Here is a 22,287-nt window from a genome sequence, read left to right on the forward strand (position 1 = left end):
CCTCAGAGCGACTTGCCGACGAGGCCGATGAGGTCGGCGAGACGGTTCGAGTAGCCCCACTCGTTGTCGTACCAGGACACGACCTTGACCTGGTCGTCGATCACCTTGGTGAGCGGCGCGTCGTAGATCGAGGAGTGCGGGTCGGTGACGATGTCGCTCGACACGATCGGGTCGACGTTGTACTTGAGGATGCCCTTCAGCGGGCCCTCGGCGGCAGCCTTGTACGCGGCGTTGATCTCGTCGATCGAGGCGGCGGTGCGCAGGGTGACGGTCAGGTCGGTGACCGAACCCGTCGGGACCGGCACGCGCAGCGCGTAACCGTCGAGCTTGCCCTGCAGCTCCGGGAGCACGAGGCCGATGGCCTTGGCGGCGCCGGTGCCGGTCGGCACGATGTTCAGCGCGGCGGCGCGGGCGCGACGCAGGTCGCTGTGCGGGCCGTCCTGCAGGTTCTGGTCCTGCGTGTAGGCGTGGATGGTGGTCATCAGACCACGCTCGATGCCGAAGCTGTCGTTCAGCACCTTCGCCAGCGGGCCGAGGCAGTTGGTGGTGCACGAGGCGTTGGAGATGATGTTCTGGCTGCCGTCGTACTTCTCGTCGTTGACGCCCATGACGACGGTCAGGTCCTCGCCCTTGGCGGGCGCGGAGATGATGACCTTCTTGGCACCGGCCGCGAGGTGGCCCTTGGCCTTGGTCGCGTCGGTGAAGATGCCCGTGGACTCGACCACCACGTCGACACCCAGGTCGCCCCACGGCAGCGCCGCCGGGCCCTCCTTGATGGCCAGCGCCTTGATCCGCTGGTCACCGACCACGATGGTGTCATCGCCGTCGAGCGAGACGTCCTGCGGCAAGCGGCCCAGGATCGAGTCGTACTTGAGCAGGGTCGCGAGCGTCGCGTTGTCGGTGAGGTCGTTGACCGCGACGATCTCGATGTCGGTGGTGCCCAGCGCCTTCTGCGCCTCCACCGCCCGGAAGAAGTTACGTCCGATACGACCGAAGCCGTTGATGCCTACCCGGACAGTCACGTTATCGCTCCTCAGCTTTCAAGCGGATCATTCCGATGTCTAGTAACAGTAGTGCCCGCCCTGCACCGCACCGACATGCACCTGTCCGTTGTGAACTGGACATCTGTCGGCGGGCTGCCGGGTCGCCGGATGATCGACCTGTCCGGCGCCGTCCTGGAGTCGGCTGAGGGACCACCCCCCTACGGTAACCAGCGACCTCGATCACCGACCGGTCTGTTTCCTCACACCCCACCCCACCGACCAGCCCCAACCCTCCGTCAACCCCACTGCCACCCCACCCCAGTAGGGGTACCCGCCACATCCACACCACTTCTCGGGATACGCACCCTTTCAGGACCTCCAGAAGCAGTGCAAATCCCGAGAACCGGTGCAAATTGCGCCCACCGGGCACGGCGGGGGGCGCGCTCGTGTGGCGCCGCAACGCTCCCGAGGTCCAGGGCAGCACTGCAGCCGCACGTGGCAGCGCACCGCTCGGGCCCGGCCACGTCACCACGCCACGGCTCGGGCCCGGCCGCGTCACCACGCGACAGCGCACGGCTCGAGCCTGGCCACGTCACCACGCACGGCTCGGGCCCGGCCACGTCACTACGCGACAGCGCACCGCTCGAGCCCGGTTACGTCACCCCGCGACAGCGCATCGCTCGAGCCCGGCCATGTCACCACGCACCGCTCGGACCCGGCCGTGTCAGCGCACGGCTCGGACCCAGCCGCGTCAGCGCACGGCTCTGGCCCGGCCACGTCACCCTGTCGTCTGCACTGCTTCTCTCGGGTCGGGCTGCGTCATCGCACCCCGAACGCGCAGCACCCTCCCGGGCGCCTGGCCCGGGAGGGTGCGAACGCGACTCAGGCCTCGTCGAGCAGTTCGGCCGTGACGGCGGATTCGGTGTCGGGGACGCCGAGTTCCTTGGCGCGCCGGTCCGCCATCGACAGCAGGCGCCGAATCCGGCCTGCCACAGCGTCTTTGGTCATCGGCGGGTCGGCGAGCTGGCCGAGTTCCTCCAGCGACGCCTGCCGGTGCTGCACGCGCAGTTTGCCCGCGGCGGCGAGATGGTCGGGCACCTCGTCGCTGAGGATCTCCAGCGCGCGCTCCACCCTGGCGGCCGCGGCGACCGCGGCCCGGGCGGAACGACGCAGGTTGGCGTCGTCGAAGTTGGCCAGCCGGTTCGCCGTGGCCCGCACCTCGCGGCGCAGCCTGCGCTCCTCCCAGACGATCCGGGTGCCGTGCGCACCCATCCGGGTGAGCAGCGCGCCGATGGCCTCGCCGTCCCGCACCACCACCCGATCGGTACCGCGCACCTCGCGCGCCTTCGCCGTGATGCCGAGCCGGCGGGCCGCGCCGACGAGCGCGAGCGCCGCCTCCGGGCCCGGGCAGCTGACCTCGAGCGCCGAGGAGCGACCCGGCTCGGTGAGCGAGCCGTGCGCGAGAAACGCTCCGCGCCAAGCGGCTTCGGCGTCGGCGATGCTGCCGCCGACCACCTGCGCGGGCAGCCCGCGCACCGGCCGGCCCCGCACATCGAGCAGACCCGTCTGCCGGGCCAGCGCCTCGCCCTCCTTCGACACCCGCACCACATAGCGCGAGGTCTTGCGCAGGCCGCCCGCCCCGAGCACATGCACATCGGAACCGTAGCCGTACAACTCGAAGATCTCCCTGCGGAGTCGGCGAGCGATGGAACCCATGTCCACCTCGGCCTCGACGATCACCCGCCCTCCGACGATGTGTAGACCGCCCGCGAACCGCAGCAGCGCCGACAGTTCCGCCTTCCGGGAACTGACCTGCGACACCGTGAGCCTGCTCAGCTCGTCCTTCACATCGGCTGTCATCGCCACGAGACGCGCTCCTTTCCACCCAACCCGGAACGCACATCCTGACCCATGTGCCGTCCCTCGACTCGAAGCCCTGCCATTTGCGGCCGAGGTTGCCGGATCAGTTGATCCAGTGCGGCGGCAAGCTTTCCGGGGTGATGCCGGTCCGTTCCCGCTTCGGCGACATCGGAGAAGGTTACTCGCGCGCGCAACTGTTCGGCAGCTCTGGCCACATGTTCTCTTTCGCGACCTTCCGGAACCGACCCTGAATCGACCACCACCTCGTCGACCACGAATTCCGGTGCGTGCTGGGACAATACATGCAGGTGCCGTTCGGCGGAGAAACCCGCCGTTTCGCCGGGCTCGGCGGCGAGGTTCAGCACGAGAACTTTTCTGGCTCGGGTGTACACGAGCGCCTCTCGTAGTTCGGGGACGAGCACATGGGGGATGACACTGGTGAACCATGATCCCGGCCCGAGCACGACCACGTCGGCGTGTTCGATGGCCGAGGTCGCTTCCGGACTGGCCGGCGGATCGGACGGAATCAACCGGACGCGGCGTACCTTGCCCGGGGTGGTCGCGATCGCGACCTGGCCGCGGATACAGCGGCTGACCCGCGGATCCGCTTCCAGCCCAGCGACATCGGCTTCGATGTCGAGGGCGATGGGTGACATCGGCAGTACCCGCCCGGTGATCCGCAGCAGCTTGGCGACCTCGTCCAGGGCGGCGACCGGGTCGCCGAGCACCTCGGTGAGACCGGCCAGGATCAGGTTGCCGACCGAGTGGCCGGCCAGCGCTCCGGTGCCGCCGAAGCGGTGCTGCACGGTGCGGGTCAAGACATCGTCGGCGTCGGCGGCCAACGCGGCCAACGCCATCCGTAGATCACCCGGCGGCAGCACCCCTAGTTCGCTGCGTAGCCGCCCGGACGAACCGCCGTCGTCGGCGACCGTCACGACGGCGCAGATCTTTCTGGTCAACCGCCGGACCGCGGTCAGCGTCGCGTACAGGCCGTGCCCGCCGCCCAGCGCGACGATGCTGGGATCGGATTCCCAACCACTCATTCGCGCCCCAGATCCCGGTGCACGACCCGCACCACGTCGGCGGATCCCTCGGCCACGTCGGTGACCGCGCTCATCAGTTCACCGAGGGCCTCGGCTATCGCCACGCTGCGGTGTTTTCCTCCGGTGCAGCCCACTGCCACCGTCATGTATCGCTTCCCCTCTTGGCGGTAACCGTTCATGGTCAGATCCACCAGGTGGTGACAGGTACGCAGGTAATCCGCCGCGCCGGGGCGCGACAGCACGTACTCACTCACCACCGGTTCCTGACCAGTGTGTTCCCGCAATTCTGGAATCCAATGTGGATTAGGTAGAAAACGCACATCCAACACCATGTCGGCGTCCAGTGGAACCCCGTGCTTGAAGCCGAAAGATTGCACGGTGAGCTGCAACGCGCTCGGCGCACCGCCGCCGTAGGCCTCCTCCAGCTTGCGATGCAGCTGGTGGATGGACAGCTCGGTGGTGTCGATGACCAGGTCGGCGGCGGTTTTCACGGCGGAGAGCCGAACCCGTTCGGCGGCGATGCCCGCGGAGAGGGTGCCGTCTTTGCTTTCGCTTTGCAGCGGATGCCGGCGCCGGGCGAACCCGTAGCGCCGGATCAGCACGTCATCGGACGCTTCCAGGAACAGCACCCGGGTCTCGATGCCGAGCTTGCGCAGCTGTTCGGTGACCACCGAGAGATCACCGGTGAAGAAGCGGCTGCGCACGTCCATCACCAGGGCGAGGCGCCGGATCGGCGGCTCGGTGGCCGCGCCGAGTTCGATCATCCGGCCGATCAGTTCCGGCGGCAGGTTATCGGTGACGTACCAGCCCAGATCCTCGAGCACGCGGGCGGCGGTACCGCGGCCCGCGCCGGATAGTCCGGTCACGATCACGACCTCGACCTGCGGGTTCGCCGCGGTGACAGCGCTCGCGAAGCTGTCCTGCCCCGCGGTCTGTCGCGGATTGCCCGCCGTGTTGTTCGATTCGACGCGTGTCATGTCCTACCGGATCCGTCTCGTGGTTACCTCTCGAATCATCCCGCACCGGTTCCGGTAGCGGGCGCAGACATGCGCGGTCACCCTCCGTGGTGCCCGAGGCCGGTGATCGAACATGTGCTGGAACGGTAACGAGGATATAGGTGCATCGGTGAAAAGCTGGTGATTCCGAACTTCCTCACCCCTCCTGTAATGCGGCGAGCACCGCTTTGGCCGTCGCCAGGCCGATCCCGGGGACCTCGGTGATCTGTTCGACCGTGGCCTCCTTGAGTTTCGCGACCGAGCCGAAGTGGGTGACCAGCGCGGTGCGGCGCGCCGCGCCCAAGCCGGGCACCGAGTCCAACGCGGAGGCGGTCATCCGGCGCGACCGCTTGCTGCGATGGAAGGTGATCGCGAAACGGTGCGCCTCGTCCCGGACCCGTTGCAGCAGGAACAGCGCCTCGCTGTTGCGCGGCATGATCACCGGGTCGCTCTCCCCCGGCACCCACACCTCTTCCAGTCGTTTGGCCAGGCCGATCACCGCGACATCGGTGATGCCCAGTTCGTCGAGCACCTCGGCGGCGGCCGCGACCTGGGGCGCGCCGCCGTCGACGACGTACAGGTTCGGCGGGTAGGCGAACTTGCGCGGCCGTCCGGTCTGCGGATCGATGCCCGGCCGGGCGTCGAGATCGGCTGCGGCGTCCGCGGTTTCGGCCGCCAGGTCTTCGCTCGCCAGCAGTTCGCGTTCCTTCTGCAGCTTGTAGAACCGCCGCCGGGTGACCTCCCGGATGCTGCCCACGTCGTCGGAGCGGCCCTCCCCCGCGGCCTCCTTGATCGTGTAGTGGCGGTACTCGGATTTGCGCGCCAGACCGTCCTCGAACACCACCAGCGAGGCCACCACGTCGGTGCCCTGCACATGGCTGATGTCGACACATTCGATCCGCAACGGGGCGCTGTCCAGTTCCAAGGCGTCCTGAATGGCCTGCAGCGCAGCCGATCTCGACGTGAGATCGCCCGCGCGCTTGAGCTTGTGCTGCTGCAGCGCCTCCATCGCGTTGCGCTGCACGGTCTCCGCGAGCGCCTTCTTGTCGCCGCGCTGGGGCACCCGCAACTGCACGGCCGAGCCGCGCAGGTCCGACAGCCACTCCTGGACCTGTTCGGCGTCCCCGGGCAACTCGGGGACGAGCACCTCCCGCGGCACCACGGTCGCGGGCTGCTCCCCCGCACCGAACTCGGCGACGGCCACCTGCTCGCCGTAGAACTGGGTGAGGAACTGCTCGACCAGCACTGCCATCTCACTGCCGGTTTCCGGCGCGTCGATGGCGTCGCCGGATTTGTCGACCACCCAGCCGCGCTGGCCGCGCACCCGGCCGTCCCGGACGTGGAAGATCTGTACCGCGGCTTCCAGTTCGTCGGTGGCGAAGGCGATCACGTCGGCGTCGGTGCCGGTGCCCAGCACCACCGCCTGCTTCTCCAGCGCCCGGCGCAGCGCCTGCACGTCGTCCCGCAGCCGCGCGGCGTTCTCGAAATCGAGGTCCTCGGCCGCCTCCTGCATGCGCCGTTCCAGCTGACGCACCATGCGGTCGGTGCGGCCGGCCAGGAAGTCGCAGAAGTCCTCCACAATCCGGCGATGCTCGTCGGCACTGACCCGGCCGATACACGGCGCCGAGCACTTGTCGATATACCCGAGCAGGCAGGGACGGCCGATCTGGCTGTGCCGTTTGAACACTCCGTTGGAGCAGGTCCGTGCGGGAAAGACGCGCAGCAGCAGGTCCAGGGTTTCCCGGATCGCCCAGGCATGCGCGTACGGGCCGAAGTAGCGCACGCCCTTCTTGCGCGCGCCGCGGTAGACGAACAGCCGGGGGAACTCCTCGTTCAACGTCACCGCGAGCACCGGATACGACTTGTCGTCCCGGTATCGGACGTTGAACCGCGGATCGAACTCCTTGATCCAGTTGTATTCGAGTTGCAGCGCCTCCACCTCGGTGGAGACGACCGTCCATTCGACGCTCGCCGCGGTGGTGACCATCTGCTTCGTGCGCGGATGCAGCGACGCCACGTCGGCGAAGTACGAGTTCAACCGGCTGCGCAGGCTCTTCGCCTTACCGACGTAGATGACCTGTCGATGCGCGTCCCGGAACTTGTACACCCCTGGTTCGACGGGAATCGTGCCCGGCTTGGGCCGGTACGTCGCTGGATCTGCCACCAGTCAAGCCTAGAGGGAGGCTACGACAGGTTCGCCGGGGTGCTCGGGACCGCGGTGTCGCGCCGGGCCGGAGCGCTCCGGTCGGCGTCGTTGCTTCGAAACATCTTGCACCGCAGCGTGTATCGCAAGCTACGGCCGGTAGACCACCGGTGCCCGGTGGTGCGACTGCCGTGGCAGGGTTCACTGCCGGCGGGCGACACCGTGCTGTGCGACCGCGTCCAGCAGACCGGACCGGCGTTCGCCGGTGGGAGTCGGCTCGACCAGCGCGAAGCGACAGCCGATGGCGGTGGCGCCGCCGTCGGCTTCGGCGCTGTCGCCGACCATCAACGCGGCCTCCGGGTCGACGCCGAGTTTGTCGAGCGTGGCGGCGAAGATACGAGGTTGCGGCTTGATCGCGCCGATCTCGAAGGAGAGGGCGAACGCGTCGATATAGCGGTCCCAGCCGCGGGCGGTGAACGCCGGCCGGATGTCGAACGCGATATTGCTCACCACCGCCACCTGGATGCCTTGGGCGGCAAGGGAAGTCAGCACCTCCTCGACGTCCGGGTACGGCGTCCACTCCAGCGGGTCGATCATCCGGTCGTAGAGCTTGGCGGCCTGATCGTCGAACGGCACGCCCGACTTGCGCAGCACCTCCAGGTAAGCCTTCCGGTGCAGTTCGGGGTCGAGGTCGCGGTTGTCCCAGGCGTACTGGCCCGCCGCGTCGAACTCGACGATCTGGTGCACCGGCGCGGTCATCCGGCGCAGGAGCTCGGTCTTCTCGTGGACATCCAAGGCCCGGCCATCGGCAGCGACCAGATCATCACCCCATGATTGCTTCTCCTCCAGTCGAAACAAGGTCCCGGAATAGTCGAACAGCACCGCCTCGAGAGTCACGAAAACAGCCTACCGACGGGTTGGTGCGGGCTCCGGTCGTCGCAGGCCGCGGGCACCGGGCCGGACGCCGCGAATGTCCGTTGCGTCCGGGTGATCAAACGCTCCCGAGGTGTCGGTGCCGACGGTTAGAGTCCCTGCATGAGTCGCACGCGAGGAACCTGGACCAGCGTGGTGGCGGCAGTACTGCTCGTCGCCGGCATGGCCACCGCTTGTTCGTCCGATGACACGGACAAGGCCGCCGACGTCTGCGCGACGACGCCGAACGGGACGCTGGTCGCGGCGTCGCCGACCGGGCCGACGGGCAGCAAGGACATCAGCACCAATCCGGAGCTGTCCACCGGCTACCGGTCCGGGATGGTGGCCGCGCGCACCAAGACCTTCGCCGTGGCGACCGCGAACACCCTGGCCAGCAAGGCGGCATGTGAGGTCCTGCGCGACGGCGGCACGGCCGCGGACGCGCTGATCACCGCGCAGACCATGCTCGGCCTGGTAGAACCCCAGTCGTCGGGCATCGGCGGCGGTGCGTTCCTGATGTACTACGACGCGGCGAGCAAGTCGGTGGAGGCGTACGACGGACGCGAGGTCGCGCCCGCCGCTGCCACCGAGAACTACCTGCGCTGGGTCAGCGACACCGACCGCACCGAACCCAAGCCGAACACGCGTGCCAGCGGCCGCTCCATCGGCGTGCCGGGCGTGCTGCGGATGCTGGAGATGGTGCATCGCGAGCACGGCAAAACCGGGTGGCGCGAATTGTTCGATCCGGCAATCGGACTCGCGGATCGCGGCTTCTCGATCAGCCCCAGGCTCGCCGCCCAGGTCGCCGAACAGGCCAAGAACCTCGCCCTGGACGAGGCCGCGAAGGCGTACTTCCTCAATCCCGACGGCACGCCCAAGCCGGCCGACACGCTGCTCACCAACCCGGCGATGGCCAAGACGCTGGGCGCCATCGCGTCCGAGGGCGCGCAGGCCTTCTACACCGGCGCCATCGCGCAGGACATCGTCGCCGCGGCCACCTCGACCAGCGGCGGCCGCACGCCCAGCCTGATCACCGCCGCCGACCTGGCCGGTTACCAGGCGAAGAAGCGCACGGCCCTGTGCACCGACTACCGCAACCATCAGATCTGCGGCATGCCGAACCCGTCGTCCGGCGGCAGCACCGTCGCCGCCACCCTCGGCATCCTGGAGAACTTCGACCTCGCCGCGCTGCCCCCGGACAACCTCGGCGCCGGCTCCGACACCGCCCGCAACGGCGGCAAGCCGAAGGCCGAAGCCGTGCACCTCATCGCCGAAGCCGAGCGGCTCGCCTACGCCGATCGCAACAAGTACGTCGCGGACACCGATTTCGTTCCGCTGCCCGGTAATTCGCTGCAGACCCTGCTCAACAAGGACTACCTGAAGCAGCGCTCCGCCCTGATCGACCGCAACCGCAGCATGGGCACCGCGCAGCCCGGCGACTTCGGCCCCGTCCCGGTCGGCGTCGGCCCGCAACCGCCGGAACACGGCACCAGCCATATCTCCGTCGTCGACCAGTACGGCAATGCGGCCGCCATGACCACCACCGTGGAATCCGAATTCGGTTCCTTCCATCTCGTCGACGGCTTCGTGCTGAACAACCAGCTCACCGACTTCTCGGCGGACCCGCTGGGCACCGACGGCGCACCGGTCGCCAACCGGCTCCAGCCCAACAAGCGTCCGCGCAGCTCGATGAGCCCCACCCTGGTCTTCGACAAGGCGCCCGACGGCGCCCGCGGCAACCTCACCCATGTCGCGGGCTCCCCCGGCGGTTCGGTGATCATCCAGTTCGTCGTGAAAACCCTTGTCGGCATGCTCGATTGGGGCCTCGACCCGCAACAGGCCGTCTCCGCCCTGTCCTTCGGCGCCGGCAACTCCCCCGCCACCGGCGTCGGCGGCGAACACCCGAGCATCAACACCGCAGACAACGGCGACCACGACGCCCTCGTCCTGCGCCTACGCGAACTGGGCCACCAGGTCTCCGTCGCCCCTCAATCCAGCGGCCTCAGCGCCCTCACCCGCGACGGCACCGCCTGGGTCGGCGGCGCCGACCCCCGCCGCGAAGGAGCAGTCCTCGGCGACAACCGCTGAAAGATCGGTGCCCGGTGGCGCCTGCACTGAACACCGGGCACCAGGCCCTGCCCCACTGAATGCCGGACGGCCTGCCGCACCCACTACGCAGCACTCGCGACGTGACGCGGGCACCCACGCTGACCGGGCCACGTCAAACCGATTCTCCACCTGGGCCACCGCCGTTGTTGCGCACCGCGCCGGCATCGCGCCGCCTGCCGCGCCACTAGGCAGCACTCACGACGTGACGCGGGCACCCACGCTGACAGGGCCACGTCAAACCGATTCTCCGCCTGGGACACCGCCGTTGTTTGCGCACCCGCGCCAGCATCGCGCCGCCTGCCGCGCCCACTAGGCAGCACTGGTCGCGACGTGACGCGGGCACCCGCGCTGACCGGCGGGCCCGCTGCAAGGTGAACTCGCCCGCGACAGGCATGACGCGCCGCCGCAGGACGTTCTGGCATCCGGAGCCCTCGCCGCTCAGTTGTTCCCGTTGTCGCTCATGGCGGAACCTCGCGAACATGCCTGCCCGGCGTCGGTGCGAGGCGCACGTTCACCTGCTCTGCACATCCGCACCCCTTCTAGGGGCCCGCACCCTCTCTGCTGGTCCGCAAGTGGTGCGAACCCCTGGAAACGGTGCGGATTTCGGGGGTTCAGCGCGCCAGGCGCATGGGGTAGAGGACGGGGCCGTGGTCGAGGGGAAGTTCGGGTTCGGGGTGGAAGCCGAAGCGGTCGTAGAAGGGCATGGTGGTTTTGGCGTTCGCGATCAGGAAGCACGGTTCGGTCGAGGTCGCCAACCGCTGTTCCAGGAGGGAGGTCGCGAAACCTTTGCGTTGCGCGTCGGGCCGCGTGCCGACGGCGGCCAGGTAGAGATGCGGGGTCGAGGGCCGCGCCTCTTCCATCCGATGCGATACCGCAAGCGCCCGCGGCAGACTGCTCCGCAACGCCCGAACCAGCGTGAAATGCTTGGCAATCGGCGAGATCACCCCGACGGGCTCCCACAGCGCGACGCTCACGACGCTCCGATCCTCGTCGAGCGCGAGATCGACCATGCCGGTCTCCGCCCGCGCCGCAATCCGCGCTTCCCAGAACAACGGTAACGCCTTACCCCGCCGCTCCGCATTCGGCCAGAAGTACGTCATCAGCGGATCGTCGGCATACGCCTCCGCCAGCACCACCGCACCCAACTCCATAGCGCGAGGCTATCGAATCGGCCGTCGTGTCAGGTGGAGGCAGTCCTGTCCCAGCGTGGCCATCCGGCGGCAGTGCCGTGCTCGAGCGCTCCCTCGACGAGGCGCGGCTTCGAGCGGGGCGCCGTTGCGCCTCGGCGTGCCTAACCGAGGCCAACCGCTGTGAGCCAGGGGCTCCATGTTCGACCGCCTGGTGCACCACGCCGAGGTCATCTCCCTCGAGGGTGACAGTTACCGGCTCGAGGACCGCGACCTCGGCCGCGTTCCCGCCGCCGACGTTGGAAGTTCCGCGGCCAGGCCGCGAATCAACTGGTTCGGGTGATCCGCAGCACCGGGATCCGTCGCCGTGTCTTGGCCTCGAACTCGGCGAAACCCGGTTGGGCGGCTATGGCCTTCGCGAGCAGCCGGGTGCGCTCCTCGCCCTCGGTGGGCGTCGCTTCGGCCCGGTAGCTGTCGGCGCCGATTTCGACGGTGAGTTCCGGGTTGGCGACGAGGTTGTGATACCAGGCCGGATTCCGGTCGGAACCGGCGGCGGAGGCGACGACGAAAATGTCGTCACCGTCGGTGAAGTACACGACAGGGCTGACGCGCGTCAGGCCGGTCCGGGCGCCGACGGTGGTCAGCAATGCCATATCGAACGTGGCGAATCGGCCGCCGACCCGGCCGCTGTTGGCACGGAATTCGGCGATGACTTCGGGGTTGTACTCGAACATTCCGTTCCGATCGTCGAGTCGGATGTTGGTGCGGGACAACGAGGATGCCGGATCGCAGGACCGGCCCGGGTCGTACGAGCCGGCGCCAGCAGCCGAAGTGGCCTGGGGCCCGTCTCGATCGCCACCGCGTCGCCTCGCCGACCGCCGGAATCGGCCAGCCCTCACATTGTCTTTATCGTGAATCAAATGGTTTTATTGCGAGTCAATCACAAGGCTCTGTCGTCGTCAATCGCTCGCGTATCGCCGCGTGGCCTGTCGGTGCACTCTCCGAGGGTGGGGGTGCTATGAGAGGCGTGGGTCGCGGCATTGCCGGATGTTCGTGTCCTGCTGCCCGAGTTCGGCATGCCTACGGCTCCGCCTGCGCGAGTCGCCGAGTCTGACCCGGGGCCGCCCTCGGGGCGTCCGATCTCCGATCAGGTCTTACCGTTATCGGAAAGCGGTGACGTGCTCGGTGATGAAGGTGCGCAGGCTGCGTGGTGTGGTCCCGGTGATCGATACCACGTCGTCGGTCAGCCACGCCGCATCGCCGGCGGCGATCAGGCCGAACACCTGGGCGTTCGAGGTGGCGACGGCCTCGGGGACGCCGGCCCGGATCATCTCCGCGCGGTGCTCGCCGGGAGAGACGCGGCGGTACTCGACCTCCCGTCCCAGCGCGTGGGTCAACTCTTTCGCGACCTCGGCGTAGGTGATCAGGTCGGGACCGGTGAGCAGGTAGGTTCGGCCCGCGTGCTGCTCGGGCGTTGCGGCGATCGCCGCAGCGGTGGCACCGACGTCGCGGGCGTCGATCATCGCGAACCGGCCGTCGCCGGTCGACATCGTGAATCCACCTGTCTGCTTGATCATCGGCGCGGCGGCGAGCAGATTTTGCATGAAGAGGTTCGGTGCGAGCAGCGTGTACGCCAATCCGGTTCCTTTCAGATATGCCTCGATCCGTGCATGAGCGCGTCGACGGTCGACCGGTGAGTCGGCGGTCGCTTTGTGGTTGGTGATCTTGACGATGTGCCGCACGCCGTGGCGGAGGGCGCTCTCGATGATCGCGATCTCCGCCACCGGCTGGGACGGGCTGATGAGCAGGACGGTGTCGATGCCGTGCATGGGCGTGTCGAGCGTGTCGGGGCGGTCGAAGTCGCCCACCGCGATTTCGGCGCCCGCCGCGCCACCGCCTGCCGCGCGTGCCGGGTCACGCACCAGCGCCCGGGTGGGGTGGTGCCGGGCGGCGAGCAGCCGGACGGCTTCGGATCCAACCTTGCCGGTCGCACCGGTGACCAAGATCATGACCTGTCCCTTCGAATCGCGTATACGAGCGAGTTCGATCATCCCGGTCACGGTATCTCTTGTGAAGAAGGCACCGTTTGGATATATAGGTACCTGATGGATACCGATAGGCAACCCACGTATGCGAAGCAGTGCCCGTCCCGCACGGTGGTCGACGTGCTGGCCAATAAGTGGGTGCTCTACGTCCTCGGCCTACTACGCCGCTACGACCGGCCGCTGCGTTTCACCGAGCTGCGTCGCCAGATCGAGGGCGTGACGCAGAAATCCCTGACCCAGGCGCTGCGCAACCTCGAACGCGACGGGCTGATCAGCCGCACCGTTTACCCGACCATCCCGCCGCGTGTCGAGTACGCCCTCACCGACCTCGGTGTCGCGGCCGGCGCCCTCACCACCGCGATCGCCGACTGGTCCCTGACCAACGCGACCCGCGTCCTGGAATCACGCGCGGCCTACGACGACCGGCTCGCCGACCAGTCGTGACGTTCCTCAGGACGCAAGCGGCACACAAACCGGTGTGGACCTGACGTTCTCATCGGTTACGCCACAGGACTGCCGGAAATCAACGGTTCACGGTCGTACGGCACCGGGCTCACGGGCGGGTAGGCCACGCAGCAGCGTGTCGAGGAACAGGTCGAATCTCGGTGCGCCGGCGCCGAGGTGGAGGGGATTCTCGGTGGTCGCCAACCAGCCGACGACGCAGGTCATGAAGATCTGCCAGCTGTGCTCGGCCATCTCGGCGGTCACCCCGGACCGGCGGAGAACGGCGCTGACCGCGCCCCGGACGCGGTCGATCGAGTGCGCGTTGTGCTCGTGCGGACGAGACAGGTGCGTGGCATAGCCGGGCAGGGCAAGGAATTCATCGCGCATCGCCCACGCGAGTCGGGTGAGCCAGGCTCGCCATTCCGGATCTCCGGCATCGGCTCGCAGCAGGATTCGCTCGACGACGACCTCGCTGAGGAGATCGAAGAGCTCGTCGCGGTTCTTGATCCACCGGTAGAGCGCGCTGTGGCTGACGCCGAGGCTCGCTGCGAGCTCGCGCATGGTCAGCGTGTCGACGTTGTCGGCCTGCGACACCGCTTCGACGATCTTGTCCCGGCTGATCTGGGCGGGACGGCCCGGACCTCGTCGCTCGGCCACTTCGTCACTCATGAATCAGACGATAGACAGTGCCCGCCGCCGAACGCGCCTCCGTCGGTGGCTGCGACACCTCTCACCCTATTAGTGACCATTGGTCACTAATAGGCTAGTGTGAGTCGTGTCGACGGATCGGCCGTCACGCAACAGCGGGAGACACGATGAAAGAAGCACTCGAGGAGGCGGCTGGCATCCAAGGCGCGGTCGCGCCGGGATTCGAGGCTGTGCGCGAGCAGTTCGCCGCACTGCTGGCCGCAGAGGGTAGCGAACTGGACGCCCAATTGGCCGCCTACCACCGCGGAGAGAAGGTGGTCGACCTATGGGCGGGGCCGGATACGAACGCCGACTCGATCATGGGGATCTACTCGGCGAGCAAGGGGGTCACCCACCTGGTGGTGGCGCTGCTGGTCCAGGACGGCGTGGTGGACCTGGATCAGAAGGTGAGCCACTATTGGCCGCAGTTCGCGGTCGAGGGCAAGCGGGACCTCCTGGTGCGCGAACTGCTCTCCCACCAGGCCGGTCTGGTGGGTGCCGCGCACGGGTTCACGATGGAGGAACTCGCCGACGACCGACTCGTGGCCGAACGACTCGGCGCGCAGCGCCCGTTCTGGCGACCGGGCCGGGCAACCGGGTACCACGCGTTGGTGATGGCCGCGCTGAGCGGAGAACTCGTGTGTCGCGCCACCGGCCGCACCGTCCAGGAACACTTCGCCGAACGACTCCAGGCTCCGCTGAAGCTCGACCTGCACCTGGGCCTGCCCGCGGGTCGAGACGGCCAATTCCTCAGTGCCCAACCGATGACGGCGACCCCGGAACGCCTGCGCGAGCTTGCCGCGACCGCGACCTCCCCGGACAGTCTCAGCGGCATCGCCTTCAACCGGCACCATCCGCGCAACCGGGAGGTGTGGGAACTGCCCAATCTCCCGGTCGTCCGCTCCCGCGGGCCGGCCTCGTTCGGAGGCATCGGCACCGCCCGCAGCCTGGCCAAGCTGTATTCGGCGCTCGTGTCGCCGGTCGACGGCGTCGACCCGCTGCTCGAACCCGCCACCGCGTCGACGTTCGGCCAGATCCAGTCCAACGGTTTCGACTTGGTCCTGCGGCAGCCCAAGGCCTGGGCGGTCGGATTCCACGCGTCGTCGGAGATCTACCCGGTTCTCGGCGCCGGCGCGTTCGGCCACAGCGGAGCCGGTGGGCAGCAGGCGTTGGTCGACCCGCGCCACGAGCTGTCCTACGCCTTCCTGCGCCGCCGCTTCCTGTTGCCCAACCAGGCCGACGCCGACCATCTGCGACTGCTGGCTGCGCTGGTCACTGCTGCGCGGCGGGCCTGATCACTCGCGCGGACCGCCGCCGTCTCCCGGCAGATCGACGAGCTGAGCACGATCCCGCCGGGGCGAGCAAGTTCTGCTTGTCGGCTCGTCGGGATCTCCGCCGGGCGAGAAGCGCCTGGACCGGGAGGTGCGAAACATGTTGTCGTGCACTGGGAAAGGGCATGCGGACAGCTCCCGGCTAAGCTCGAATCTCGTGGTCGAAAAACTGGAAATCTCTCGTGACATCGCTGCTTCGCCCGACGCGGTTTACGCGGCCGTCGCGGATGTGACCCGCATGGGTGAGTGGTCACAGGAGTGCTACGCCTGCGAGTGGCATGAGGGCTTCGACGGCCCGGTCGTCGGCGCTACTTTCGAAGGTCACAACCGCAACGGTGAGCGCGAGTGGACCACTCAGGGCAAAGTCGTCGAGGCCGACCCCGGCCGAGCGTTCACCTTCGAATGCTCGATGCGCGATTTCCACTACGCGACTTGGGGTTACCGCATCGAACACACGCTGACGGGTTGCCGGGTGACCGAGTGGACCGAGGACCTGCGGCCACCGGAGGGCTTGGAGATCAGTAAGAAGATTTCCGGTGTGCAGGACCGGACAGCGCGTAACCGGGAGACCATCAGCGGCACCCTCGAGCGCCTCGCGGCCGCCCTGGAGAACTGAATCGAATCCGGTTCTCGCTGTTCGGAGTCTGTTCCTGGTGCCGGTCGGATTGGTCGACCGGCACGACGTCGTGGAGCGTGCCGACTACTTTTCGGCGGTGTACTTTGCGCCGAGTTCGCGGAGTTTGTCCATGGCGGTGGCGGCGTGGGCTTTGTCGTTGGAGCGGATGGCGAGGAGGGGAACGTAGTCGTCGTTGACGAGTTCGAGGCGGGCCCAGGATTTGCGGTCGGGAAAGGCGACGCCGCGGACGGTGTCCCAGGGGAATTCATTGTCGCCCAGTACATTTCGAACGGTGACGCCGCGCGGGCCGACGCGTACCCGAGGCCGGGTGAGCATGAGGACTCCGCCGGCGATGAGCAGGCCGATGCCGATCATGGCGATCTGGTCGGCCACCCGGAAGTTCACGCCGGTCGAACCGGAGCGCAGCCAGATGCCGCCGACGAGGAAGGCCGCGGCGATCAGGGTGGCGACGATCCACGCGGTACGCACCGCACGCCGCGGTCGCACCTCGAAGTCCCACTCGGGCGACGCGGCTTGCGCCGCTTCGGCGTTCCTCCGGAAAATGCGCACCACCGGCATCGCTACCTACACCCCTGCACTAGAGCCGACCGCCCACGGCCGGCAACGGACGAGCGAATCGCCGTGAAGCACATCGGATTACGCCCCGACGTCGACGAACCAGGTCGACGACGGCTAACGGAATCCCGTCGCACCAAGCGCACCGAATCGGCCGAACCCACCACGCCAACCGAGCCCACCACGCGCACTGAACCGACCGAGCCGATCGAACTGATCGAGCAGCCCGGGCCCACGACTCGCACCGACCCCACCACGCGCACCGGGCCGACCAAGCCCACCGAACTGATCGAGGAGCCCGGGCCCACCGAACTGATCGAGCGCACCGAGCGCACCGAGCGCACCGAGCGCACCGAGCGCACCGAGCGCACCGAGCGCACCGAGCGCACCGAGCGCACCGAGCGCACCGAGCGCACCGAGCGCACCGAGCGCACCGAGCGCATTATGCCGACTGGCGCAGGGCGCGCAGGGTGAGGGCGGCGTCGAGGGCCGCGGCACACGCTTGTTCGCCCTTGTTTTCGGCGGAACCGGGGAGCCCGGCGCGGTCGAGCGCCTGCTCTTCGTTGTTGGTGGTGAGCACACCGTTCGCGACGGGGGTGCCCGCGTCCAGCGACACCCGGGTGAGTCCGGCTGTCACCGCATCGCACACATACTCGAAATGCGGTGTCCCACCCCGGATCACAACGCCGAGCGCGACCACGGCGTCATGCGTGCGGGCCAGTTCCTGCGCCACCACCGGCAGCTCCATCGCGCCCGCGCAGCGCACCACCGTCACGTGCAGCACGCCGGCTTCCTTGGCGACCTGTTCGGCATTCGCGACCAGGGTGTCGCAGATCGTGGTGTGCCAGCGCGACGCGACGATGCCCAGCTTGAGGTCCTTGGCATCCGCGAGCGCGAAAGCCGGTACGCCGGTACCGCTCATCGATAGTGGCCTTTCCGTGGGTCAGCGGGCGGTTTCGCCCAGATCGATGTCGTCCAGCCCGATCAGGTCGTGGCCCATGCGGTCTCGTTTGGTCCGCAGGTAGTGCAGGTTTTCGGCGTTGGCGCGCAACGGCATCGGCACGCGCTCGGTGATCCGCAGACCGTATCCGTCCAACCCGACGCGTTTGGCCGGGTTGTTGGTGAGTAGTCGCATGGAGCGGATCCCCAGGTCGACCAGGATCTGCGCGCCGGTGCCGTAGTCGCGGGCGTCGGCGGGCAGTCCGAGTTCCAGGTTCGCGTCGACGGTGTCGTGACCGGAGTCCTGCAACTGGTAGGCCTGCAGCTTGTGCATCAGTCCGATGCCGCGACCTTCGTGACCGCGCATGTACAGCACCACCCCGCGCCCTTCCTGGGCCACCATCTCCAGCGCGGCGTCCAGCTGCGGACCGCAGTCGCAGCGCAGTGAGCCGAACACGTCGCCGGTCAGGCATTCGGAGTGCACCCGGACCAGCACGTCGTCACCGTCGGCGAGATCGCCGCGCACCAGCGCGACGTGCTCGACCTCGTCGTAGATGCTCTGGTATCCGACGGCCATGAACTCGCCGTGCGCGGTCGGGATGCGCGCTTCGGCGACCCGCACCACGTGCTTTTCGTGCTTGCGCCGCCAGGCGATCATGTCGGCGATGGAGATCAGCGCGAGGTTGTGCTCGTCGGCGAAGACGCGCAGCTCTTCGGTGCGGGCCATGTGGCCCTCGTCCTTCTGGCTGACGATCTCGCAGATCACGCCCGCGGGCCGCAGTCCGGCCATCCGGGACAGGTCGACCGCGGCCTCGGTGTGGCCGGGGCGGCGCAGCACGCCACCGTCTTTCGCGCGCAGCGGCACCACATGCCCCGGGCGGGTGAAGTCGTCGGCCTTGGTCTCGGCGGCGGCGAGCAGGCGCATGGTGTGCGCGCGGTCGGCGCCCGAGATGCCGGTGGTGATGCCCTCCCGGGCGTCGACCGCCACCGTGTAGGCGGTGCCGTGCTTGTCCTGGTTCATCGCGTACATCGGCGGCAGCCCGAGCCGATCGCAGTCGTCACCCGTCAACGGCACACAGATGTAACCGGAGGTGTAGCGAATCATGAAGGCCACCAACTCCGGGGTGGCCTTCTCCGCCGCGAAGATGAGGTCGCCCTCGTTCTCACGGTCCTCGTCGTCGACGACGACGACCGCCTTACCGGCGGCGATGTCGGCGACTGCGCGCTCGATGGTGTCGAACCTGGTCACGTCTGTTGTGCTCCATCTCGAATTAGGTCCGCCCCCACACTACTGTGTCCGACTCGCAGCGCCTGCGGCGCTGCGCCTTCGCCTGCCTCGCGCGTGGTGGTCGTCTGCGGTGCGCCCGGATCGGCGCGCGGCCGCACTGTTGTTTTCGCGTTCAGCCTCGCTGTTGCAACCGCTCCACATACTTGGCGATCACATCCACCTCCAGATTGACCGTCGTGCCGACGGTGGCGAAGCCCAGATTCGTCAGGGCAAGAGTGGTGGGGATCAGTGAGACCTCGAACCAGTCCTTGCTGTCGGTGTCGGCGGGCTCGTCGGCGACACCGAGACCGGAGACGGTGAGCGAGATGCCGTCGACGGTGATCGAGCCCTTCTGCACCACGTAGCGGGCGATCGAGTCGGGCAGCGAGATGCGCACGACATCCCAGTTGTCCGAGGGCGTGCGCGAGAGCACCGTGCCGGTGCCGTCGACGTGCCCCTGCACCAGATGCCCGCCGAGCCTGCTGTTCAGCGCGGCGGCACGTTCCAGATTGACCTTCGATCCGGTGTCCAGCTTGCCGATGCTCGAGCGGTTCAGCGTCTCCTGCATCACGTCGACGGTGAACGAGTCGCCGCCGACCACCTCGACCACGGTCAGGCACACCCCGTTGACGGCGATCGAATCACCGTGCCCGGCATCGGAGGTCACCAGCTCGCCTCGGATGGTCAGCCGGGCGGCATCGGCCAACCGCTCGGTGGCGACGATCTCGCCCAGCTCCTCGACGATGCCTGTGAACATGCCCTGACTCCCTGTCGCGTTGTGGTCCCCGGTTGCGGAACAGCCCGGCCGCGGCAGGAATTCCCGCCGGTCGCTGCCGGTTGTCTCAGCTTAGTTCGCGCGGTCGGCGACGGTTCGCCCGCGGACCGCCCGGCCCGCACCCGATGTCGGCCGACTCGAACCCGCTCCCGGCAACCGCCGAGAGAATCAGACCGACTGCCGGAGAAGTCGCAGTCGACCAAGGGTTTGATAATGAATTTTCGGGTAATTACGTTCATGCGTACGGAAAAGTCGCATTCTTCTTCCCGACGCGAATTTGCGAACGCATTTTTGATACCGCAAGAAGGCGATCCAGCTACCCGTTCGGCGCCTATTCGGGTTCATACCCACGGGCAACACACTTTTAACGTTTCCTTGCGCCGTGATCGAAATAGACGCAATATTGTTATGTAGCTGATTCCTACCGTTCAACTTCAAATCCGACCAGTTCAGCGCGGAACGGTTCGACCTGGGGACGCCGGTCAGGCCCCTCAGGAAGTTCGACCCAGGGATGTCCACCACTCGAGGAAGTCAGAAACCACAGTGGGTCCAATCAAGTTCGACACAGTTGGGGGCGCGGCGTGACCACATTTCTCGACTCGACGCTGGAGGTTCGCTGCGTGCAGTATCGCCGCGAATTCCACCTCCCCGCATCGATCGATCCCACCTCGCGCCGCATACTCCTGCACATAGGCACCCACTACGGTGCCATCACCATGCCCGCCGATCTCGGCGCGCGGGTGCAGCAGCGGCTCGAGCAGGCCGATATCGCCGGACCGGTCGTCGATCATCCGCGCGCCAAGCGCTGGACCTTCCTCACCGGCCCCTACCGCCCCGACACCCTTTCCGCGGCGGTCTCCGCCGAACTGTTCCGGATGTACGCGACCGTCGCGTGCACCGGCAGCCAGGTCGTCCTGCCGTCCCCCGACGACGAACGCACCGGCTACCGCACCTGGATCCGCCCACCCGAACCCGCCACCACCCGCCCACCCCTCACCGCCGTGATCGAAGCGACCCGAGAGATGGGTACGCAGAAGAACAGCGCCCGCTGAGGGTTGGACGCGGGTTCGGGGCGGCGCGATACGAGTTCGGGACGGCGCGATGCTGGCTCGGGACGGCGCGATGCTGGCTCGGGACGGCGCGATGCTGGCTCGGGACGGCGCGATGCTGGCTCGGGACGGCGCGATGCTGGCTCGGGACGGCGCGATGCTGGTTCGGGGCGGCGCGATGCGGCTCCGGGGCGTACCCCGGGTTCAGGAAGGCGCGACGCAAGTTCGCCACGGCCCCACGCGATTTGGGGACGGTCGAATCCCGTCCAGGGACGGCGCGACGCAAATCCGAGGGCGCGGCGCGGCGCGAGTCCAGGACGGCCCCACTCGCATTCGGGGCGGCTCGAGGCAAGCTCCGGACGGCGCGGCGCGAGTTCCGGGAAGCCCCACGCGAATTCAAGGACGACGCGACAAATCGGGGAACGGTCCGAACACGAGTTCAGGACGGCCGACGCAAGTTCAGGGCGACCACGGCGAGTTCCAGGAAGCTGACGCGACTCCAGGACGGCCGACGCGGATTCAGGACGACCACGGCGAGTTCCAGGAAGCTGACGCGACTCCAGGACGGCCGACGCGGATTCAGGACGACCACGGCGAGTTCCAGGAAGCTGACGCGACTCCAGGACGGCCGACGCGGATTCAGGACGACCACGGCGAGTTCAGGAGCTGGCACGAGTCGAGGACGGCCGACGCAAGTGCAGGACGACCACGGCGAGTTCTAGGAAGCTGACGCGAGTCCAGGACGGCCGACGCGAGTTCAGGACGACCATGGCGAGTTCAGGAAGCTGACGCGAGTTCAAGACGGGCGCAGCGAGTTCAGGGAAGCGCGACGCAAGTTCGCCAGGGCCAGACGCGGGATGGGCAGGGCCAACGGAAAGTCGGACGGGCGATCACCGGGTAATGGTGGCGGCATCGGCCGAGAGGGTGCCACCACCATTACCTGGTGATCAACTGTCCAAGTCTTCAGCGGACGGCCGCGACCATTTCATAGGACAACAGCCCGCGGCAGCCGCGCCCCGCGCCGGTTCCGGGGGTATGCGGCACCTCGGTTCCGCGGTAGACGGCTGCCGCGCCAGCAGAGCGAAGCTCCCCGCTCCAGCAGAGCGCGGCAGGGAGTTCGATTGGGCTGGACGCGAGGCCGGAAAGTCACGAAAGCTGGACGGGCGATCACCAGGTAATGGTGGCGGCATCGGCCGAGAGGGTGCCACCACCATTACCTGGTGATCAACTGTCCAAGTCTTCAGCGGACGGCCGCGACCCTTTCATAGGACAACAGCCCGCGGCAGCCGCGCGCCGCGCCGGTTCCGGGGGTATGCGGCACCCCGGTTCCGCGGTAGACGGCTCCCGCTCCAGCAGAGCGAAGCTCCCTGTTCCAGCGAAGCGCGG

At 67.9% G+C, this 22,287-nt stretch carries 21 protein-coding genes and 1 pseudogene; 7 read left to right on the forward strand and 15 right to left on the reverse strand.

The window, feature by feature from the left end:
- Positions 1 to 2: 2 nt before the first annotated feature.
- The 6 genes from gap to NVU01S_RS29030 form a co-directional block, all read right to left on the reverse strand.
- Positions 3 to 1,022: a type I glyceraldehyde-3-phosphate dehydrogenase gene (gene gap / locus NVU01S_RS29005; RefSeq protein WP_014986416.1), complete on the reverse strand. Its 1,020-nt coding sequence runs from the start codon at positions 1,020 to 1,022 to the stop codon at positions 3 to 5.
- An 843-nt stretch (positions 1,023 to 1,865) separates the two neighbouring features.
- Positions 1,866 to 2,849: a DNA-binding protein WhiA gene (gene whiA, locus NVU01S_RS29010; RefSeq protein WP_014986417.1), complete on the reverse strand. Its 984-nt coding sequence runs from the start codon at positions 2,847 to 2,849 to the stop codon at positions 1,866 to 1,868.
- Positions 2,840 to 3,886: a gluconeogenesis factor YvcK family protein gene (locus NVU01S_RS29015; protein ID WP_014986418.1), complete on the reverse strand. Its 1,047-nt coding sequence runs from the start codon at positions 3,884 to 3,886 to the stop codon at positions 2,840 to 2,842. The genes whiA and NVU01S_RS29015 overlap by 10 nt, the downstream gene beginning before the upstream one ends.
- Entirely contained in the window at positions 3,883 to 4,863 is a 981-nt protein-coding gene (gene rapZ / locus NVU01S_RS29020; RefSeq protein WP_029903176.1) for an RNase adapter RapZ, read from the reverse strand. The genes NVU01S_RS29015 and rapZ overlap by 4 nt, the downstream gene beginning before the upstream one ends.
- A gap of 175 nt (positions 4,864 to 5,038) precedes the next feature.
- Complete coding sequence (gene uvrC, locus NVU01S_RS29025) at positions 5,039 to 7,045, reverse strand: excinuclease ABC subunit UvrC (protein WP_043682525.1); 2,007 nt, start codon at positions 7,043 to 7,045, stop codon at positions 5,039 to 5,041.
- Between the two features lie 180 nt (positions 7,046 to 7,225).
- On the reverse strand, positions 7,226 to 7,921 hold the full coding sequence (locus tag NVU01S_RS29030) for an HAD family hydrolase (protein WP_043682529.1): 696 nt from the start codon (positions 7,919 to 7,921) through the stop codon (positions 7,226 to 7,228).
- Positions 7,922 to 8,059: 138 nt separating this feature from the next.
- On the opposite strand from NVU01S_RS29030, the gene NVU01S_RS29035 reads away from it, so the two are divergent.
- Entirely contained in the window at positions 8,060 to 10,024 is a 1,965-nt protein-coding gene (locus tag NVU01S_RS29035) for a gamma-glutamyltransferase family protein (protein WP_043682532.1), read from the forward strand.
- Positions 10,025 to 10,656: 632 nt separating this feature from the next.
- Here NVU01S_RS29035 and NVU01S_RS29040 read toward each other — a convergent pair.
- The gene (locus NVU01S_RS29040; RefSeq protein ID WP_043682535.1) at positions 10,657 to 11,196 is read right to left on the reverse strand and encodes a GNAT family N-acetyltransferase; all 540 of its coding nucleotides are present in this window, start codon (positions 11,194 to 11,196) and stop codon (positions 10,657 to 10,659) included.
- 172 nt (positions 11,197 to 11,368) lie between these two features.
- On the opposite strand from NVU01S_RS29040, the pseudogene NVU01S_RS45010 reads away from it, so the two are divergent.
- Positions 11,369 to 11,515 (forward strand): annotated as a pseudogene (locus tag NVU01S_RS45010) (ATP-binding protein); the annotation flags it as partial.
- Here the strand turns inward: NVU01S_RS45010 and NVU01S_RS29045 are convergent.
- Complete coding sequence (locus NVU01S_RS29045; protein ID WP_043682561.1) at positions 11,499 to 11,906, reverse strand: nitroreductase/quinone reductase family protein; 408 nt, start codon at positions 11,904 to 11,906, stop codon at positions 11,499 to 11,501. The pseudogene NVU01S_RS45010 and the gene NVU01S_RS29045 sit on opposite strands and share 17 nt — an antisense overlap.
- A 426-nt stretch (positions 11,907 to 12,332) precedes the next feature.
- Positions 12,333 to 13,181 carry an SDR family oxidoreductase gene (locus tag NVU01S_RS29050; RefSeq protein WP_043682564.1) on the reverse strand — a complete coding sequence of 283 codons (849 nt, stop codon included), beginning with the start codon at positions 13,179 to 13,181 and terminating at the stop codon, positions 12,333 to 12,335.
- Between the two features lie 156 nt (positions 13,182 to 13,337).
- Here NVU01S_RS29050 and NVU01S_RS29055 point away from each other — a divergent pair, with 156 nt between their 5' ends.
- A complete protein-coding gene (locus NVU01S_RS29055; RefSeq protein WP_244896322.1) occupies positions 13,338 to 13,661 on the forward strand; it encodes a winged helix-turn-helix transcriptional regulator in 324 nt (107 codons plus the stop codon).
- Between the two features lie 87 nt (positions 13,662 to 13,748).
- On the opposite strand, the gene NVU01S_RS29060 is transcribed toward NVU01S_RS29055, so the two are convergent.
- Positions 13,749 to 14,330, reverse strand: a complete 582-nt coding sequence (locus NVU01S_RS29060; RefSeq protein WP_043682541.1) for a TetR/AcrR family transcriptional regulator — start codon at positions 14,328 to 14,330, stop codon at positions 13,749 to 13,751.
- 146 nt (positions 14,331 to 14,476) lie between these two features.
- On the opposite strand from NVU01S_RS29060, the gene NVU01S_RS29065 reads away from it, so the two are divergent.
- Both NVU01S_RS29065 and NVU01S_RS29070 read left to right on the forward strand, forming a co-directional pair.
- Positions 14,477 to 15,643 carry an EstA family serine hydrolase gene (locus NVU01S_RS29065; protein WP_043682545.1) on the forward strand — a complete coding sequence of 389 codons (1,167 nt, stop codon included), beginning with the start codon at positions 14,477 to 14,479 and terminating at the stop codon, positions 15,641 to 15,643.
- Positions 15,644 to 15,779: 136 nt separating this feature from the next.
- Positions 15,780 to 16,295, forward strand: a complete 516-nt coding sequence (locus NVU01S_RS29070) for an SRPBCC family protein (protein WP_244467564.1) — start codon at positions 15,780 to 15,782, stop codon at positions 16,293 to 16,295.
- 84 nt (positions 16,296 to 16,379) lie between these two features.
- On the opposite strand, the gene NVU01S_RS29075 is transcribed toward NVU01S_RS29070, so the two are convergent.
- On the reverse strand, positions 16,380 to 16,874 hold the full coding sequence (locus tag NVU01S_RS29075) for a PH domain-containing protein (RefSeq protein ID WP_052281425.1): 495 nt from the start codon (positions 16,872 to 16,874) through the stop codon (positions 16,380 to 16,382).
- Between the two features lie 63 nt (positions 16,875 to 16,937).
- On the opposite strand from NVU01S_RS29075, the gene NVU01S_RS29080 reads away from it, so the two are divergent.
- Positions 16,938 to 17,345 carry a hypothetical protein gene (locus NVU01S_RS29080; RefSeq protein WP_063048186.1) on the forward strand — a complete coding sequence of 136 codons (408 nt, stop codon included), beginning with the start codon at positions 16,938 to 16,940 and terminating at the stop codon, positions 17,343 to 17,345.
- Here the strand turns inward: NVU01S_RS29080 and ribH are convergent.
- The 3 genes from ribH to NVU01S_RS29095 form a co-directional block, all read right to left on the reverse strand.
- Entirely contained in the window at positions 17,314 to 17,793 is a 480-nt protein-coding gene (ribH, locus tag NVU01S_RS29085; protein ID WP_043683420.1) for a 6,7-dimethyl-8-ribityllumazine synthase, read from the reverse strand. The two genes, NVU01S_RS29080 and ribH, sit on opposite strands and share 32 nt — an antisense overlap.
- A gap of 21 nt (positions 17,794 to 17,814) precedes the next feature.
- Positions 17,815 to 19,059 carry a bifunctional 3,4-dihydroxy-2-butanone-4-phosphate synthase/GTP cyclohydrolase II gene (locus tag NVU01S_RS29090; RefSeq protein ID WP_043683417.1) on the reverse strand — a complete coding sequence of 415 codons (1,245 nt, stop codon included), beginning with the start codon at positions 19,057 to 19,059 and terminating at the stop codon, positions 17,815 to 17,817.
- A 151-nt stretch (positions 19,060 to 19,210) separates the two neighbouring features.
- Complete coding sequence (locus NVU01S_RS29095) at positions 19,211 to 19,834, reverse strand: riboflavin synthase (protein ID WP_014986427.1); 624 nt, start codon at positions 19,832 to 19,834, stop codon at positions 19,211 to 19,213.
- A gap of 599 nt (positions 19,835 to 20,433) precedes the next feature.
- On the opposite strand from NVU01S_RS29095, the gene NVU01S_RS29100 reads away from it, so the two are divergent.
- Positions 20,434 to 20,904, forward strand: a complete 471-nt coding sequence (locus NVU01S_RS29100) for a hypothetical protein (RefSeq protein ID WP_043683414.1) — start codon at positions 20,434 to 20,436, stop codon at positions 20,902 to 20,904.
- Between the two features lie 436 nt (positions 20,905 to 21,340).
- Here the strand turns inward: NVU01S_RS29100 and NVU01S_RS29105 are convergent, their stop codons facing one another.
- The gene (locus tag NVU01S_RS29105) at positions 21,341 to 21,574 is read right to left on the reverse strand and encodes a hypothetical protein (RefSeq protein ID WP_156522236.1); all 234 of its coding nucleotides are present in this window, start codon (positions 21,572 to 21,574) and stop codon (positions 21,341 to 21,343) included.
- Positions 21,575 to 22,287 lie beyond the last annotated feature (713 nt).

The sequence above is a fragment of the Nocardia vulneris genome (genome assembly GCF_001613425.1).
Taxonomy (GTDB): Bacteria; Actinomycetota; Actinomycetes; order Mycobacteriales; family Mycobacteriaceae; genus Nocardia; species Nocardia vulneris.